Source organism: Mesorhizobium sp. BAC0120, from assembly GCF_033542235.1.
In the GTDB taxonomy this organism is placed as follows: Bacteria; Pseudomonadota; Alphaproteobacteria; order Rhizobiales; family Rhizobiaceae; genus JAWRCU01.
Map to the genome: position 1 here is coordinate 214698 of NZ_JAWRCU010000005.1, position 15561 is coordinate 230258.

Below are 15561 nucleotides of genomic sequence, written 5' to 3' on the forward strand. Positions count from 1 at the left end.
GCAAACATGCGCGGAACTGCTCGGAACGCAACAATCAGGATCGCCGCTTCCATCTCGGTGCTCCTGTCCGGCGTGACGCTGTCGGCAGCACAGCAAGTCACGGGCGAGCCCGGCTCGCCCAGCGCCACCACCACAATCACCGACAAGCAGCTACCGCCGCCTCCCGCCCCATTCGGCGGAGTGATCAAGGACAAGGCCACCGAGTCGAAGCCCTGGTGGCCGCCGCGTGTGGTGCCGCCGAAGGGTGCGCCGAACGTGCTGCTCATCATGACAGATGACCAGGGTTTCGGGGCCCCGAGCACCTTTGGCGGCGTCATTCCCACTCCCAATATGGATCGGATCGCAAATAGCGGACTGCGCTACACGAATTTTCACTCCACCGCGCTCTGCTCGCCGACGCGGGCAGCCCTGATAACGGGGCGCAACCACCACTCGGTCGGCTATGGAGTGGTCGGTGAAATGGCGACAGGCTTCCCGGGTTATGACTCGATCATCCCGATCGAGAAGGGCACGATCGGCACCATTCTGAAGTCGAACGGCTATGCGACCGCGTGGTTCGGGAAGGACCACAACACGCCCTCGTTCCAATCGAGCCAGGCCGGTCCGTTCGATCAATGGCCGACCGGGATGGGCTTCGACTACTTCTACGGCTTCGTCGGGGGCGATGCCAGCCAGTGGCAACCGAACCTGTACCGCAATACGACTGCCATCTACCCCTTCCAGGGCAATCCCGGCTGGAACTTGGAGACCGCGATGGCCGACGATGCAATCGGCTACATCAAGCAGCTCAAGGAGATCGCACCAGGCAAGCCGTGGTTTGTCTACTACGTGCCGGGCGCCACCCATGCGCCTCATCACCCGACGCCGCAGTGGGTCAAGAAGATCAGCGACATGCACCTCTTCGACGAGGGCTGGAACAAGGTACGCGAGACCATCTTCGCCAATCAGAAACGCCTTGGGATCATGCCGGAGAATGCGCAACTAACCCCATGGCCAAAGGAGTTGCCGCAGTGGGATTCCCTCAGTTGGGATGAAAAGAAGCTCTTCATCAAGCAGGCTGACATCTACGGCGCCTATCTCGCTTATGCCGACAATGAAATCGGGCGGGTAATTCAAGAAGTCGAAGACCTCGGCGAGCTCGACAACACCCTGATCATCTACATTGGCGGCGACAATGGAGCGAGTGCCGAAGGCATGATCAACGGCACACCGAACGAGTTCACCACCTTCAACGGCGTTTCCGTGCCGGTCAAGGATCAGTTTCTTTGGTATCCGTTCTGGGGATCGGAACGGACCTTCCCGCATTACTCCGCCGGCTGGGCCTGGGCGATGGATACTCCGTTCAAGTGGGTGAAGCAGGTGCCGTCACACTTCGGCGGGACTGCGCAGGGCGTGGCAATGTCGTGGCCCGGTCATATCACGGACATCGGCGGTATCCGGCGCCAGTTCCACCACGTCATCGACATCGTGCCGACCATTCTCGATGCCGCGGGTATCCCACAGCCCGACACGATCAACGGGATCAAGCAGATTCCGATTGAAGGCGTGAGCATGATGTACACGTGGGACAAGGCGAACGCCAACGCGCCGACCCGGCACACCACGCAATATTTCGAGATGCTCGGCAACCGTGCCATCTATGACCATGGGCGGGTGGCTGCCACCACCCCGGCGACGCTCCCATGGGAGCTTAGCACTGCGCCGCCGCCGGACGTGATCACCGGCTACAACTGGGAACTCTACAACGTCCAGGACGATCCGACTCAGTCTAACGACCTTGCCGCCAAAATGCCGGACAAGGTCAAGCAGATGCAGGATCTCTTCTACGCAGAGGCGAAGAAGTACAACGTGCTGCCGCTCGACAACTCGACGCTCACGCGCTGGAACACACCGCGCCCGAGCCTTACGGCGGGGCGAACGGAGTTCGAGTATTCCGGCGAGCTGGCCGGCACACCGGCGAGCGCCGCGCCGGACATCCTGAACAAGTCCTACACCATCACAGCCGAAGTCGAGATCCCCGCAGGCGGCGCCGAGGGCACGATCGTCACCCAGGGCGGGCGCTTCGGCGGCTACGGCCTGTTCCTGAGCAAAGGCGAATTCGGGGTCGGCCGAGGCAAGGTCGTGTTCCTCTACAATTTGCTCGACCTCAAGCGCACGACCTGGGAAGGGCCTGAACTGGAGCCCGGCAAGCACACCATCGTCTTCGACTTCAAATCCGATGGTCAAGGGCTTGGTAAAGGCGGCACGGGCATTCTCTCCGTCGACGGGCAGAAAGTGGCGACGAACTCGCTCGACCACACGATCCCCATCACGTTCCCGGAGGACGAGAGCTTCGATGTCGGTATCGACACCCGCACGCCTGTCGCGCTGGTGGAGTACCGCTACGACACGCCGTTCGAGTTCACGGGCAAGATCGACAAGCTGACCTTCAAGCTCGAACCGGAACAGAAAGCGGAGGCGAGTCGATAGGGCCATGCATCGATTGGGAGATTGATCGCGGCTACAAGAACCCACCGATAAGAAAACTGTCGCGACGCCGCGCTGACGGTGGGCGCCCCGGCGGAGGCGTGTTCGTCTGTCGCGCGCCTATCCGCCAAACGACGCTGGGATTGGTTGAAAGAGAGGCACGGACGCCGATGTATGCTGTCAGCAGGACCTTGGTGCTCGGTGTGGCCGGGATCTTCGAAGCCTTAATCGGTGTCGTGCTCATTGTAGTACCCGGCGTCGTGTCCGAACTCTTGCTCGGATCGGCAGAGATTTCACCAGAGGCGCTCGTCTTCGGACGCATGATGGGGGCCGCACTCCTTTGCATAGGCGTCGCGAGCTGGCTGTCGAGAAGTGACTCTCGCAGTGCGGTCCAGCGGGCGCAGCTAGTCGGATTGGCGATCTACTATAGTCTCGGCGCCATCGTCCTTGCCTACGCGGGCGTGGCACTGAACTTGGCCGGTGTTCTGCTTTGGCCGGCAGTTCTGGTCCACGTTCTGCTTGCCGCATGGTGCTTGGTTTGCCTGCGCGAACCCGGCGCGCTCTCTGGCCATGCCGGATGAGTTTCCGCCCGAAGCCGTCCGCTCCGATCTGCTCGGCAGCAGCAAGTGTGGCGCAGGGTCTACGGCAGTCGCGCTCAAGCACAGCGGTCCTTGGACCTTGGGCATCCCGCCAACCATATCTGGTCGTTTGCCGGACCGGACGGCCGCGAGGATGTCGAGTCGACGTTCCTGTGGCCTTTCCTCGCCTGCTGTGCTTGTTGGGACGCAGCGCTGCCCTTATGGGCCTTCCGTGGATCGTACGATGCACCGGAAGCCGAGATGCGAGATCGAGGTGTCGATCGGCTGCGCCATTCGCGCGGCGGGGCGATAGCGGCGACAGTAGTTCGGCGCGCAAAGATGCGAGCCGCCCTTGGTTACCTTGCGTGGGATTTTCACGTCCGGCTGGCGGGGATCGTAGCTCGCCTCACGCGCGCCGCCGCGCGGGTTGGCGGCCGTGCAGCACGGGCTGTCGATCTTGCCGTGCTCCTGGTACCAGTCCGCCGTCCACTGCCAGACATTGCCTGCCATGTCGAAGAGGCCGTAGCCGTTGGGCGGAAATGAGCCGACTGGCGCAGTATATTCGAAGCCGTCTTCCAGCGTGTTGCGCCAGGGAAACTCCCCTTGGAATGTGTTGGCCATGTGCTGGCCTCCGGGTGTGAGCTCGTCGCCCCAGACGAATTCAGCGCCATCGAGCCCGCCGCGGGCGGCAAACTCCCATTCGGCCTCGGTCGGCAGCTCCTTGCCTGCCCATTTCGCGTAGGCCTCGACATCTTCGAAACCGACGTGAACGACCGGGTGGTCCATGAGCTTCTTGATCGAGCTCGCCGGGCCGCGCGGGTGGCGCCAGTTGGCGCCTGGAACATAGACCCACCAATTGTAGTGATTGGAGAGGTCGACCGGGCCGGTCGGTCTTTTGAACATTGTCGATGACGGTACGAGCAGCTCGGGGAGCGCCCCGGGGTAGGCCTTGGGATCGGCCGGCTTCTCGGCGAGGGTCACATAGCCCGTCTCCTCCACGAATCGCGCGAAATCCCGGTTGGTCACGGTAAACTTGTCCATCCAGAAGCCGTCGACTCGGACCCGATGCGCCGGCGCTTCTTCCGGATAGTGCTTGTCGGACCCCATCAGGAACTCGCCACCTGGAATCCAGATCATGTCAGGATAGGGCGGCTCGCCTGGTGAGGCGGCTTTGCCTTCCTCGGCTATGACGGCGTCCTTCATCTTCGCTCGCTCCGCGTCTCCCGGCTAGCTGCCTCCAGCCTTTCCGATCACCCGGCGGGCAGCTGCTCGCGCGCCTTTTCCAAATCCCGCGGTTGTTTTCGACGGGTTTTACAATCTAGCCGCTCGGGATACCGGCAGACCAGCCTTTAACCGTAAAAAAGGCAGAAAACGGCATCGGGCACGCTTGCGGGCCCTCGGAAGGCTGCGTGTCTGTTACAGTAACACAACTTACCCAAGCCTCTGCGCGACAATAGTCTCTTCGCGCCCGCCGGAAGCTTTGAGCGGGAGGAATGCGCTCTTGATTCAGGAGGCTCTAAATGCAGACGAGATTGAAGTTAGGGGCGATGGCGCTTGCTGCCGCTACCTGTCTCTCGGTGAGTGCGGCGCTCAGTCCTTCGACGGGCATCGATGTCGCTCATGCACAAGAGGCTGCGAAGCCGAACATCCTCGTGATATTCGGCGACGATGTCGGCCAGACGAACCTCAGCGCCTATAGCCGCGGCCTTGTGGGCTATCAGACGCCGAACATCGATCGCATCGCCAATGACGGCATGCTGTTCACGGACTACTATGCCGAGAACAGCTGCACGGCAGGGCGGTCGACGTTCATCACCGGGCAGACAGCCTGGCGGACCGGCCTCTCCAAGGTCGGCGTGCCCGGCGCACCGGTCGGCCTGCAGGACCGCGATATAACGATCGCCCAGGCCTTGAAGCCGCTAGGCTATGCGACCGGTCAGTTCGGCAAGAACCACCTCGGCGACCAGGATCGCTTCCTGCCGACCAAGCATGGCTTCGACGAATTCTTCGGCAATCTCTATCACCTGAATGCGGAAGAAGAGCCGGAGCGGCCGTATTGGCCAAAGGACGATCAGGCGTTTCTGAAGATGTACAATCCGCGCGGCGTGCTCAAGGCAACAGCCGACGGAAAGATCGAAGATACCGGCCCGCTCACCGTCAAACGAATGGAAACGGTCGACGATGAAACGACTGGCGCAGCAATAGACTTCATAAAGAGGCAGACAGACGCCAAGAAGCCGTTCTTCACATGGATGAACTTCACGCGCATGCACATTTTCACACATGTGCGGCCTGAGTATGAGGGGAAGGCCGGGTTAGGCAAGGGTTACTTCTACGCCGATGGCATGTGGGAGATGGACCAGAATGTCGGCAAACTGCTCAAGGCACTTGATGACCTGAAAATCGCCGACAACACCATCGTTATCTTCACGACCGACAACGGACCCAATGCGTTCACGTGGCCGGACGCCGCGACCACGCCGTTCCGCAGTGAGAAGGATTCGAACTGGGAGGGGGCGTTCCGAGTGCCAGCCATGATCCGCTGGCCAGGCAAGATCAAGCCAGGCTCCGTTTCCAACGAGATAACCTCTGGCCTCGACTGGTTCCCGACGCTGCTCGCCGCGGCCGGCGATACCGATATCAAGGAACGCCTTCTCAAGGGTACGGATATCAGCGGCAAGAACTTTAAGGTGCATCTCGACGGCTTCAACCAGCTTCCATACCTGACCGGTCAGGAGCCGAAGGGTCCCCGCCACGAGGTCTACTATTTCAACGACGACAGCGAACTGGTTGCCATGCGTATGGACAACTGGAAGTTCGTCTTCTGCGAGCAGAGGCAGCCGGGTCAGTTCGACGTCTGGGCCAATCCGTTCACCTGCCTCAGGGTTCCGAAGATGTACAATCTCCGAATGGATCCCTACGAGCACGCCGACATATCGGGGAGCGGCTATGACCAATGGCGTGTAGAAAATGCCTACCTGACAGCCGAGGCTGTGGCGAGGGCGGCAGTGTTCCTGCAGACCTTCGTCGATTATCCGCCCAGCCAAGCCCCGGCGAGCTTCTCGGTTGACCAGATCGTCGAGGACGTCAAGGCGAAGGTCGCGGCCAAGATGAAGGAGGCTGCCCCGGCCCAATGACAGGAGCTCGGGCCCGAGATACGAATCTCTCTCGGCACGCCATGGCGTGCCGAGAGCTTGCGGAGACTGGACTGAACCCGCATGACAGTCAGTGTCCATGATGTTCAAATGAAGCAGGTCGCAACCGACGCCGCAGGCGAGGCGGACCGGCGGCTTGCCTGGCCGGCCGTTCTCCTGTTCGGCTCGGGGCTGTCGGCCCTTATCTTCCAGATCCTCTGGATCAAGCAGCTTTCCGTCATCATCGGCGTCGATATTTACGCAATCTCGGCCGGCGTCAGTGCCTTCTTCGGTGGGCTCGCGATCGGCGGGCTGACCCTCGGGCGGCTCGCTGACCGAACCGAGCGGCCGTTCCTCTTCTACGCCGAACTCGAAGCAGGCGTCGCACTGCTCGGCGTGACAGTAACCTGGACCCTTGCTCACGCCGCTGCGTGGTTTGCCTGGCTCGAGACAATCGCGAGCCCGCTTGCATGGTCCATGGTTTTTGCCTTGGTGGGCATTCCCGCGATCCTGATGGGCGGTACGCTGCCGGTTCTGGTCCGCTCCCTCTCGGCTTCGGTCGGCTCGGTCGGGGGGAACGGAGGCCGGCTCTACGCGGCCAATACTTTCGGTGCCATTGCAGGTGCGCTCCTTGCCTCCTTCCTGTTCATTCCGGCCGTTGGGCTGAGAGGCACCGGCTTCGCGGCGGCTGTCATCAGCGTGGCTGCCGCAGCCGGCGCCCTGCTGATGGAGCGCAAGAACGTTGCACTCCCGTCGAAGGCGGCGGGCAGCGCGACGCCGATGTCGCGCGATGCAGTCGTTGCAATTGCCCTCTATTCGCTGGCCGGCGGCATAGCGCTCGGCTACGAGGTCGTGTGGTCGCAATCCATCGTGCAGTTCATGAGCACGCGCACCTTCGCGTTTTCGGTGGTGCTGGCGACCTACCTTACCGGGCTTGCGGCGGGGTCTGCGATTTACGCGCGCTGGGCCGACAAGGTCCGGAACCCATGGGGTTGCTTCGGCCTGCTCATCTCCTTGGCCGGCCTGGTCGCTTTGGCCGAATTCGCAGTGCTTGGCGAGTGGCTTGTCGTCCTGCAGACCTACACCGAAAGGATCGCGCTGTCGCTGACCGGAAGCGAGCTTGCCGGCATGTGCGCGCGGTTTGCCACCGCCGCGGCGGCAATCGTGCTTCTGCCTACAGTTTTGCTTGGAGCTGCGTTTCCGGCAGCGCTTCGGCTGATCGTGGCGGAGGGCCGGGTCGGGCAAGGGGTCGGCATGGTCGCCGCGCTCAATACGATCGGCGGCATTGCCGGAACGGTGCTGACCGGCTTCTTCCTCGTTTCCCATTTCGGTCTGATCCGCACGCTGGCCATTCTGGCCGTTGCCGCTAGCCTTGTCGGAATCGCCGCCGCCACCTGGGGTCAGCAAGGCCGCAGGTTGGTTGCGGCGACTTTGGCGGCGGCCGTCGCCGCCTGCCTCACCGCAATAGCGACACCAGTCGACAGGCTGGCCACGCTCCTGCCGGCAGCCCGCAACGGCAAGCTCGCCTTTTACGAGGAAGGGCGTGGCGCCACCGTGGCGGTGGTCGAACAGCAGGGCGGCAAAGGTGCATTCCGCCGCCTCTACATACAGGGCGTCTCCAATTCAGGAGATTCGCTCCCTTCGCTGCGCTATATGCGGCTTCAGGCACTGCTTCCACTGATCATCCACGGCGGGGAGCCGCGCACCGCGCTGGTGATCGGGCTGGGGACAGGCATCACCGCAGGCGCGCTGCTCAACGTCCAGGATCTCGACAAACGGGTGGTGGCGGAGTTGCTTCCCGGCGTGGTGCGAGCCGCATCCGGCTTCAAAGGAAATTACGGCGCCAGCCGCGACCCGCGGCTCGAGATCCGGCTACGCGATGGTCGCCGCGAGCTGCTCACGAGCGCCGAAGCGCACGACCTGATCACGCTGGAGCCTCCGCCGCCTTCCGCTGCCGGCGTAGCGAACCTCTATTCGAGGGACTTCTACAGGCTGGCCGGATCGCGTCTGGCGAGGCACGGAATAGTTGCCCAATGGCTGCCGCTGCCGACGCAGAACGCGGACGACACGCGTTCGCTGGTGAAGAGCTTCATCGAGGTCTTCCCCTACGCATCGCTCTGGACCACTGAACTGCACGAAATGCTGATGATTGGCTCGTTCGAGCCGATGACGCTGGACCTGACCACGATCCAGCGCCGCTTCGCCGAACCGGCGGTCTCTGCGGCCCTCAGCGAGGTCGGCATCGCCTCGCCAGCCGCGCTGCTCGCGACCTGGATTGCCGACGAGACCGGCCTGGCTGCCTTCGCTGGCGATGCGCCGGCCGTGACGGACGATAGGCCGAGCATCGAATACGCGCCTTGGGTGAGGCGCGACGCTTTCGCGCCGGTGCTCGTCGCGCTCTTCGCGCTGCGGCACGAGGTTCCGGTCGAGGGCGCGGACGCGGACTTCATGCAAGAGCTGCACCGTGAGCGCGACCTTCTCGATACGTTCTATCAAGCCGGCATCTACGCCTATGTCGACGACCGCCGCGGTTGGCAGATGCAAATGGACAAGCTCATGGATGCCGGCGGCGCCAGCAATCCCTACTACGAATGGTTTCTCGGCGACCGGAGGACGGATGACCGCCCGTGACGACATCCTCGCGCTCGGCAAACGCATCAATCAGTCGATCATCGGCCAGGAAGCGATGGTCGAAAGGCTGCTGCTCGGCCTTCTCAGCAACGGACATCTGCTGGTTGAGGGATTGCCCGGGCTCGCCAAGACACGGGCGATCAAGACGCTCGCCAAGAACCTCGACGCGAAGCTGTCGCGTGTGCAATTCACGCCGGACCTTCTGCCATCCGACATCACCGGCTCGGAAGTCTATTTCACGGAAGGCGGGAAGGGCACGTTCAAGTTCCAGGAGGGCCCCGTCTTCGCCAATCTCGTCCTTGCCGACGAGATCAACCGCGCGCCGGCCAAGGTGCAGGCGGCACTTCTGGAGGCTATGGAGGAGCGGCAGGTGACCGTAGGCGGCCAAAGCCGTGCCCTGCCTCAGCTCTTTCTGGTGATGGCGACCCAGAACCCGATCGAGCAGGAGGGAACCTATCCCTTGCCCGAGGCGCAGCTCGATCGCTTCCTGATGCATGTCCAGGTCGGTTATCCCGATGAGAAGGCCGAGGGCGACATCATGCGGCTGGTGCGTGGCGAGGAGACGGAGGCCGGCTCCGGCAACAAAACGGCCGAGAAGCGCGAAGTGCTCGCCCAGCAGGCCATATTCACAGCACGCAACGAGATCAGCGCGGTCACCGTATCCGAGCCCGTGGAGAATTACATCGTCGCTCTCGTCTACGCTACGCGCACTCCGGCCAAATACGATGCCGATCTGGCCAAGTGGATAGAGGTCGGCGTGAGCCCGCGCGCCTCGCTGGCGCTCGATAAGGTCTCGCGCTCCCACGCCTGGTTTCAAGCGCGGGACTTCGTCACGCCCGACGATGTGAAGGCGATCGTCCATGACGTGTTTCGCCACCGTCTCATCCTCTCATATGAGGCGCATGCCGCCGGCATGACGGCGGATCAGGTGGTCGACCGCATCCTGGAGCGCGTCGCGGTGGCTTGAGGAGGTCGTGATGCCTTTCTCGCTTTCGGCACTGGGGCGTTCCACCGGCGTAACGCGCCCGCGCCGCGAGCCGGATGGCAAGGCAGGCGTCTACGTCTCGGGGGCCGACCTCGTGTCGCTCGAGGCGGCAGTGCGCGGACCCGGCCTCTGGGCCAGGCAGCCGGGCCGCCAGCTGTTGGCCGGCCGACACGAGTCGCATATGCGCGGGCGCGGGCTGTCCTTCGAGGAGCTACGCGAATACACTCCCGGCGACGACATCCGCAGCATGGACTGGCGGGTGACGGCGCGTGCCGGCAAGCCATTCGTGCGCGTCTTCACGGAGGAGAAGGACCGCCCGGCGCTGATCGTTGTCGACCAGCGCATGAACATGTTCTTCGGCAGCCGGCGCTCGATGAAATCGGTGGCGGCCGCCCAAGCGGCAGCGCTCGCCGCGTGGCGCGTCCTGTCGGTTGGCGACCGCGTCGGAGGCGTCGTCTTCAACGATAGGAAGCTCACGCAAATCCGGCCGCATCGCAGCCGTGCAGCGGTGATCGATTTCCTCAACACGATTGTGGAACAGAACACCGCCCTTCACGCGCAAGTAGAGGATCCGCGTGGCCATGCTCAGCTCAACGCCGCTCTTCGTGTCGTCGCGAGCCAGGCGGCCCATGATCATCTCGTAATCGTCATCAGCGACTTCGACGGCCATGACGCCGAGACGCGCGACATGCTGCTCCAGCTGACGATGAGCAATGACGTGCTTGCGGTGCTGGTCTATGATCCTTTCCTGCTCCAGCTGCCCGAACGGGGCGAGATGGTGGTGAGCGGCGGCACGCTCCAGGCCGAGCTGCCGTTCGGTCGCAGCGACGTGCGCGGCCGCATCACCGAGTTCGCTCAGGGGAGGGGCCGCGAGCTGCTCTCCTGGCAACGGGAGCTCGGCCTGCCGATGATGGTTGTCTCGGCGGCCGAGGAGGTTTTGCCGCAGCTACGCCGAATGATGGCCGAGCTTTCCTGGCATAGCCGGGGGCGCTAGCCGATGGACAAGACACCGCCCCAGATCGACGAGCAGACCCGCACTGCCCTGCATTCACTGGCCGACATTACCTTGCCGCCCCCGGTGCCTTGGTGGCCGCAGACCTGGGGCTGGGCTGTGCTCGCGCTTTTTCTTCTTGCTCTCGCTGCTCTCGCTTTGTGGCGCTGGCTCCATCACCGCCGAGTGAACCGCTACCGCCGGGAAGCATTGGCTGAGCTTGCGCTTCTTGAACGACAGATCGACCGACCCGAGCAAAGATCGGCAGCGGTGCGCGCCCTGCCGGAGCTGCTCAAGCGCGTAGCGCTGGCCGCCTGGCCTCGCGGCGAGGTCGCCTCGCTCACTGGTGAGCGATGGGTGGAATTCCTGAAGGACAATGCGGGCGGGGCACCGGTTCCGGCGGAGTTGGTCACCCTGCTGAAGCAAGGGGAATATGCTTCGGGCAAGTCGCTGATCGACGTTACCGAGCATCAGCTAGTGGCTCTGACGCAAGCCGCGCGCGGCTGGATCGAGGGGCACCGTGTATCAGCTTGAATTCCCTTGGCTCCTTGCGCTGCTGCCGCTGCCACTACTGGTCTGGTGGCTGCTGCCACCATACCGGGAGGAAACGGCGTCGGTCCGCATTCCATTCTTCGGCGAGGTCACGCGGGCCGCCGGGATTTCGCCCACACAGGGCTCGATCGTGCCTCGCATGAACTGGGCGCAGCGGATCATTGCACCGATCTGCTGGGCCCTTGTCGTTCTCGCTCTTGCCCGGCCGCAATTCGTCGAGCCTCCCGTCGAGAAGACTGAGCCGCAGCGCGACCTCATGCTGGCGCTCGACCTGTCGCAGTCAATGGATACGGAAGACTTCCGCAGTCCCTCAGGGCAAGTCGAGGCTCGGGTCGATGCGGTGCGGCAGGTGGTCTCGGAATTCGTCAAACGCCGCACGGGCGACCGGATCGGGCTGATCGCCTTCGGTGATGCGCCTTATCCCATGGTGCCCTTCACGCAGGATCACAAGACGGTGCAGGCGATGATCTCGGGAATTATCCCCGGCATTGCCGGACCGCGCACGGCGCTCGGCGACGCAATCGGGCTGGCGATCAAGATGTTCCAGGCGAGCCCGGCCCCGGAGAAAGTGCTGATCGTGCTCACCGACGGCAACGACACCGCGAGCAAGATGCCGCCCGACAAGGCGGCCGACATCGCAAAGCAGAATGGAATTGTTGTGCACACCGTCGGCATCGGCAATCCCAACGCCACGGGAGAAGACAAGCTCGACACCGCCGCCTTGCAGAAGATCGCCGCGACAACCGGCGGACGATACTTTTTCGGGCAGGATCAGGGTCAACTCGAACAGATCTATCAGACGCTCGACCGGATCACGCCAGCCAACCAGAAGATGCTCTCGTGGCGGCCCACGATTGAGCTGTTCCATTATCCGCTGGGTGCGGCGCTGTTACTGCTGATCGCCTATCATGGCTTGGCCTGGGGCATCACCACGCTCCGCAGCCACAGCGAGCGGGAGGCGGCGGCGTGATCGGCGACTTCCACTTCCTGCGGCCCTGGTGGCTGCTTGCAATCCTGGCGGCCGTCGCCCTGGCCTGGACCATCTCGCGCCGTGAGGATGTGCGCAGTCGATGGCGCGGCATGATCGCGCCGAGCCTGCTTGACCATCTCGTCCTTGAGGGCGGCGCCGCCAGGCGGTTCCGGCCGGTTCATCTGGTGAGCGCGGCAATCGCACTCGGAGCGATTGCCGCGGCCGGACCGACTTTCGATCGTGAACGTCCGCCCTTCGTCGACGACAAGGCGCCGCTCGCCATCGCAATTGACCTCTCGCAGACGATGGATGCCACCGACATATCGCCAACGCGACTGGAGCGGGCCAAGCTGAAGGTCCAGGACCTGCTCGAGCGTCGCAAGGGAGCGCGAACCGCGGTCTTCGCTTATGCCGGGTCGGCGCACATGGTGCTGCCGTTGACGGACGACGCGACGCTGGTCCAGACCTATGTGAATTCGCTTGCCACGCGCATCATGCCCGAGACGGGCAAGGACAGCTCCAAGGCGCTGCGTGCCGTCCAGACAGCCCTGGCTTCCGAAGAAGTGCCGGGGACCATCCTGTTCATGACAGACGGGGTCGAGCCGGCGGCCTTCGATTCCTTCAAGCAGAACTCGGGCGGTGACGAGATCATGGTCCTCGGCATCGGCACGGAGCAGGGCGGACCGATCAAGATTGGCGAAGGACGGTTTCTCACGGATTCCAGCGGGGCCCGCGTTTTCGCGAAGATGGATGTCAGCCAGCTGCAGAAACTGCAGAGCCAGACCGGTGTTCAGGTCGCGACCGTCACGCTGGACGACAGCGACGTCGGCTGGATCAAGCGACGCATACAAAGCCATCTCGAGCAGAGCCAGGGGGAGGGCAATTCCCGTTGGCGAGACCTCGGCTGGTGGCTCACCATTCCGGTCGCACTGCTTGGCGCCCTCTGGTTCCGGCGTGGTTGGTCCGTGCATTGGGCCAGCGGCATTCTGCTTGGCTTTGCGCTCGTCATGCCGGGCCAGTCATATGCACAGACTTCACCCTTCATGGGCATGTGGCTGACGCATGACCAGCAGGGACGCCTGGCTTTCGAGAATGGCGACTACCGAGGGGCCGCTGCCGATTTCGACGACCCGATGTGGCGCGGCGTGGCTCACTACCGAGCTGGTGAGTTCGCCGAGGCCGTGGACGCCTTCGCTCAGATCGATAGTGCCGAAAGCTACTACAACGAGGGCAATGCCCTCGCTCATCTCGACCGCCTGCCGGAAGCCGCTCAGAGCTATTTGCAGGCTCTGAAACGACGGCCAGACTGGCCTGAGGCCAAGGACAACCTCGGCATCATCCAGAAGCTCATCGCCGACCGCGAGAAGGAAGACAAGGACCAGGCACAGGACCCGAACCTGAAGCCCGACCAGATCCAGTTCGACGAGAAAGGTAAGAAAGGCAAGGAGGGCACGGTGAACCTTGCCGAGCAGTCGGCCGAGATGTGGATGCGGAACATCCAGGTCACGCCAACCGATTTGCTCGCCCGCAAATTCGCCATCGAGGCCAGCGAGCCGGCGCAATGAGATCGCTGCCCCGATGGCACTTGCCGTTCGCGTTCGTGCTGCTGTGGCTGCTGTCCGTCTTCTCGGCTTCGGCGGCCGAGCCGATCGTGCGTGCAAGGGTGGAAACCCAAGGATCGATCGTGGTCGGCCAGCAGGTGGTCGTGAGCGTCGATGTTCTCGTACCGAACTTCTTCATGTCCTCGCCGAAATTCCCCCAATTCGACCTGCCCAATGCCGTCGTCACGCTGCAGGACAACGCGATGAATCTCGTCGAGACGATCGACAGCGTCACTTACGCCGGCATCCGAAGGACCTATCTCGTCACACCCCAGGCAGCCGGTGATTTCGTTTTGCCGCAGGTCCCGATCACCTTCAGCTACGCAGCCGTTCCTGGACAGCCGCCGGCGAGCGGGTCGGTAACAGTGCCACCTGAGAAGTTCACCGTTGCTGGCGTTCCTGGGGCATCTGCCGGTGCCGGCTCAGCCATCGCCGCAAAGCTCGCGGTTGCTCAGGCTCTGGACCGTGACCTGAAAGGCATCAAGGTCGGCGACACGCTAGTGCGCACCGTCAGCGTGACGGCTGAAGGCATGCAGGCGATGATGATCCCAGCACCCGACTTCACTGCTCCCGACGGTGTCCGGATCTATCGGCAGGACCCCGTCCTTTCGGATGGAACACCTCAAGGCCAAGGCTCTGCCGAAGGCAAGCGGATCGATCGTGTGACTTACGCCTTTGAGAGGCCCGGCAATTACGTCCTGCCTGCGGTCGAAATCGGCTGGTACGATCCGGCGACCCAAAAGCGACAAGTCGCACAGGTTCGGGAAATCGCAGTCACGGTCGGCGAACATACGGCCTTCAAGCCCGCAATCGCACCGCCCGCCGCGCCGAAGCAGGCGGGCCCTCCCGGCTACACGAAATGGCTGCAGCTCCTGTCGTGGGTTGCTGGCGCCGCTCTCACGCTGGCCCTGCTCGCCTGGCTTGGCGCCCGTGCCTGGCCAAGGATCAAGTCCCGACGTGAACAACGGCGTATCGCGAGGGAAAATTCAGAAGCCACGTATTTCCGGCGTGTCGAGGTGGCGTGCCGGTTGGGGGATCTGCGTGCAGCCTACGCCGCTTTGGATGCGTGGGGGCGCCGGGCGAACATAGGTTCGGTACCAAAGTGGCTGCTCGAATTCGGCGGCCCCGGTGCTTGCGAGGAGTTCGAACGGTTCGAGCGCGCCACGTTCGGCAGCGACCGGGGTGCCCAGCACCGGGATTCGCACGATCTGTCCGGCGCCCTGTCGAAGGCAAGGTCGACATGGCTGAAACGAGCTCGGGGCCGTTCTGCCACGGCATCCGCGGCCGGGGCGTTACCTAAGCTCAATCCGTGAGGCTCAGATGGTCCTCGACTACGTCGCATTGGCACTGCTGATTTTTGTCGTTGTCGTCTTGGTTTACGGCCTGATCGCCATCCACGACATCCCTCATCAGATCGCCAGATCGCGTAATTATCCGCATCAAGACGCGCTTCCTCGCTGTCATCGACGTCGCGGATGACATATCGGCGTTTCAGTTGCCGGGTGCATCGACCGCCGAAGTTGCCATCTACACCAAGCACTGGGAAAGCTTTGCAGAAATCCGAAGAATTCTGATCCGGATGAGGGCGTGGCTGAACTATCTCGCATTCGACCGATGATACGGTCGCCTGGCCGGGCTTGGCATTGGCAGTGC

12 protein-coding genes are annotated in these 15561 nt (G+C 63.1%); 11 read left to right on the forward strand and 1 reads right to left on the reverse strand.

What is annotated here, in order from left to right:
* Nucleotides 1–6 precede the first annotated feature (6 nt).
* Complete coding sequence (locus SAZ10_RS14030) at nucleotides 7–2469, forward strand: arylsulfatase (protein WP_318609862.1); 2463 nt, start codon at nucleotides 7–9, stop codon at nucleotides 2467–2469.
* A 167-nt stretch (nucleotides 2470–2636) separates the two neighbouring features.
* Nucleotides 2637–3047: a hypothetical protein gene (locus SAZ10_RS14035; protein ID WP_318609863.1), complete on the forward strand. Its 411-nt coding sequence runs from the start codon at nucleotides 2637–2639 to the stop codon at nucleotides 3045–3047.
* A gap of 216 nt (nucleotides 3048–3263) precedes the next feature.
* Here the strand turns inward: SAZ10_RS14035 and SAZ10_RS14045 are convergent, their stop codons facing one another.
* Nucleotides 3264–4247 carry a formylglycine-generating enzyme family protein gene (locus tag SAZ10_RS14045; protein ID WP_412535213.1) on the reverse strand — a complete coding sequence of 328 codons (984 nt, stop codon included), beginning with the start codon at nucleotides 4245–4247 and terminating at the stop codon, nucleotides 3264–3266.
* Nucleotides 4248–4564: 317 nt separating this feature from the next.
* On the opposite strand from SAZ10_RS14045, the gene SAZ10_RS14050 reads away from it, so the two are divergent.
* The 9 genes from SAZ10_RS14050 to SAZ10_RS14090 all read left to right on the forward strand — a co-directional run bounded on the left by SAZ10_RS14050 (nucleotide 4565) and on the right by SAZ10_RS14090 (nucleotide 15387).
* Nucleotides 4565–6181 (forward strand): arylsulfatase, encoded by a 1617-nt coding sequence (locus SAZ10_RS14050; protein ID WP_318609864.1) that lies wholly within the window; start codon nucleotides 4565–4567, stop codon nucleotides 6179–6181.
* Nucleotides 6182–6289: 108 nt separating this feature from the next.
* Nucleotides 6290–8809 (forward strand): spermidine synthase, encoded by a 2520-nt coding sequence (locus SAZ10_RS14055; RefSeq protein WP_318609865.1) that lies wholly within the window; start codon nucleotides 6290–6292, stop codon nucleotides 8807–8809.
* Nucleotides 8796–9776, forward strand: a complete 981-nt coding sequence (locus SAZ10_RS14060; RefSeq protein ID WP_318609866.1) for a MoxR family ATPase — start codon at nucleotides 8796–8798, stop codon at nucleotides 9774–9776. Before SAZ10_RS14055 ends, SAZ10_RS14060 begins: the two co-directional genes overlap by 14 nt.
* Nucleotides 9777–9786: 10 nt before the next feature.
* Nucleotides 9787–10788: a DUF58 domain-containing protein gene (locus SAZ10_RS14065; RefSeq protein ID WP_318609867.1), complete on the forward strand. Its 1002-nt coding sequence runs from the start codon at nucleotides 9787–9789 to the stop codon at nucleotides 10786–10788.
* A 3-nt stretch (nucleotides 10789–10791) separates the two neighbouring features.
* Nucleotides 10792–11319, forward strand: a complete 528-nt coding sequence (locus SAZ10_RS14070) for a DUF4381 domain-containing protein (RefSeq protein WP_318609868.1) — start codon at nucleotides 10792–10794, stop codon at nucleotides 11317–11319.
* The gene (locus SAZ10_RS14075; protein ID WP_318609869.1) at nucleotides 11306–12307 is read left to right on the forward strand and encodes a VWA domain-containing protein; all 1002 of its coding nucleotides are present in this window, start codon (nucleotides 11306–11308) and stop codon (nucleotides 12305–12307) included. Before SAZ10_RS14070 ends, SAZ10_RS14075 begins: the two co-directional genes overlap by 14 nt.
* On the forward strand, nucleotides 12304–13872 hold the full coding sequence (locus SAZ10_RS14080; protein ID WP_318609870.1) for a VWA domain-containing protein: 1569 nt from the start codon (nucleotides 12304–12306) through the stop codon (nucleotides 13870–13872). The genes SAZ10_RS14075 and SAZ10_RS14080 overlap by 4 nt, the downstream gene beginning before the upstream one ends.
* Nucleotides 13869–15221, forward strand: a complete 1353-nt coding sequence (locus tag SAZ10_RS14085; protein WP_318609871.1) for a hypothetical protein — start codon at nucleotides 13869–13871, stop codon at nucleotides 15219–15221. Before SAZ10_RS14080 ends, SAZ10_RS14085 begins: the two co-directional genes overlap by 4 nt.
* A gap of 7 nt (nucleotides 15222–15228) precedes the next feature.
* Nucleotides 15229–15387, forward strand: a complete 159-nt coding sequence (locus tag SAZ10_RS14090; protein ID WP_412535214.1) for a DUF3302 domain-containing protein — start codon at nucleotides 15229–15231, stop codon at nucleotides 15385–15387.
* Nucleotides 15388–15561 lie beyond the last annotated feature (174 nt).

Excerpts from the sequence above, each read along its gene's own strand:
- SAZ10_RS14085 (WP_318609871.1), top strand. The coding sequence starts at position 13,869 with ATGAGATCGCTGCCCCGATGGCACTTGCCGTTCGCGTTCGTGCTGCTG.
- SAZ10_RS14060 (WP_318609866.1), top strand. The coding sequence starts at position 8,796 with ATGACCGCCCGTGACGACATCCTCGCGCTCGGCAAACGCATCAATCAG.
- SAZ10_RS14065 (WP_318609867.1), top strand. The coding sequence starts at position 9,787 with ATGCCTTTCTCGCTTTCGGCACTGGGGCGTTCCACCGGCGTAACGCGC.
- SAZ10_RS14035 (WP_318609863.1), top strand. The coding sequence starts at position 2,637 with ATGTATGCTGTCAGCAGGACCTTGGTGCTCGGTGTGGCCGGGATCTTC.
- SAZ10_RS14030 (WP_318609862.1), top strand. The coding sequence starts at position 7 with ATGCGCGGAACTGCTCGGAACGCAACAATCAGGATCGCCGCTTCCATC.
- SAZ10_RS14070 (WP_318609868.1), top strand. The coding sequence starts at position 10,792 with ATGGACAAGACACCGCCCCAGATCGACGAGCAGACCCGCACTGCCCTG.
- SAZ10_RS14045 (WP_412535213.1), bottom strand. The coding sequence starts at position 4,247 with ATGAAGGACGCCGTCATAGCCGAGGAAGGCAAAGCCGCCTCACCAGGC.
- SAZ10_RS14055 (WP_318609865.1), top strand. The coding sequence starts at position 6,290 with ATGAAGCAGGTCGCAACCGACGCCGCAGGCGAGGCGGACCGGCGGCTT.
- SAZ10_RS14090 (WP_412535214.1), top strand. The coding sequence starts at position 15,229 with ATGGTCCTCGACTACGTCGCATTGGCACTGCTGATTTTTGTCGTTGTC.
- SAZ10_RS14050 (WP_318609864.1), top strand. The coding sequence starts at position 4,565 with ATGCAGACGAGATTGAAGTTAGGGGCGATGGCGCTTGCTGCCGCTACC.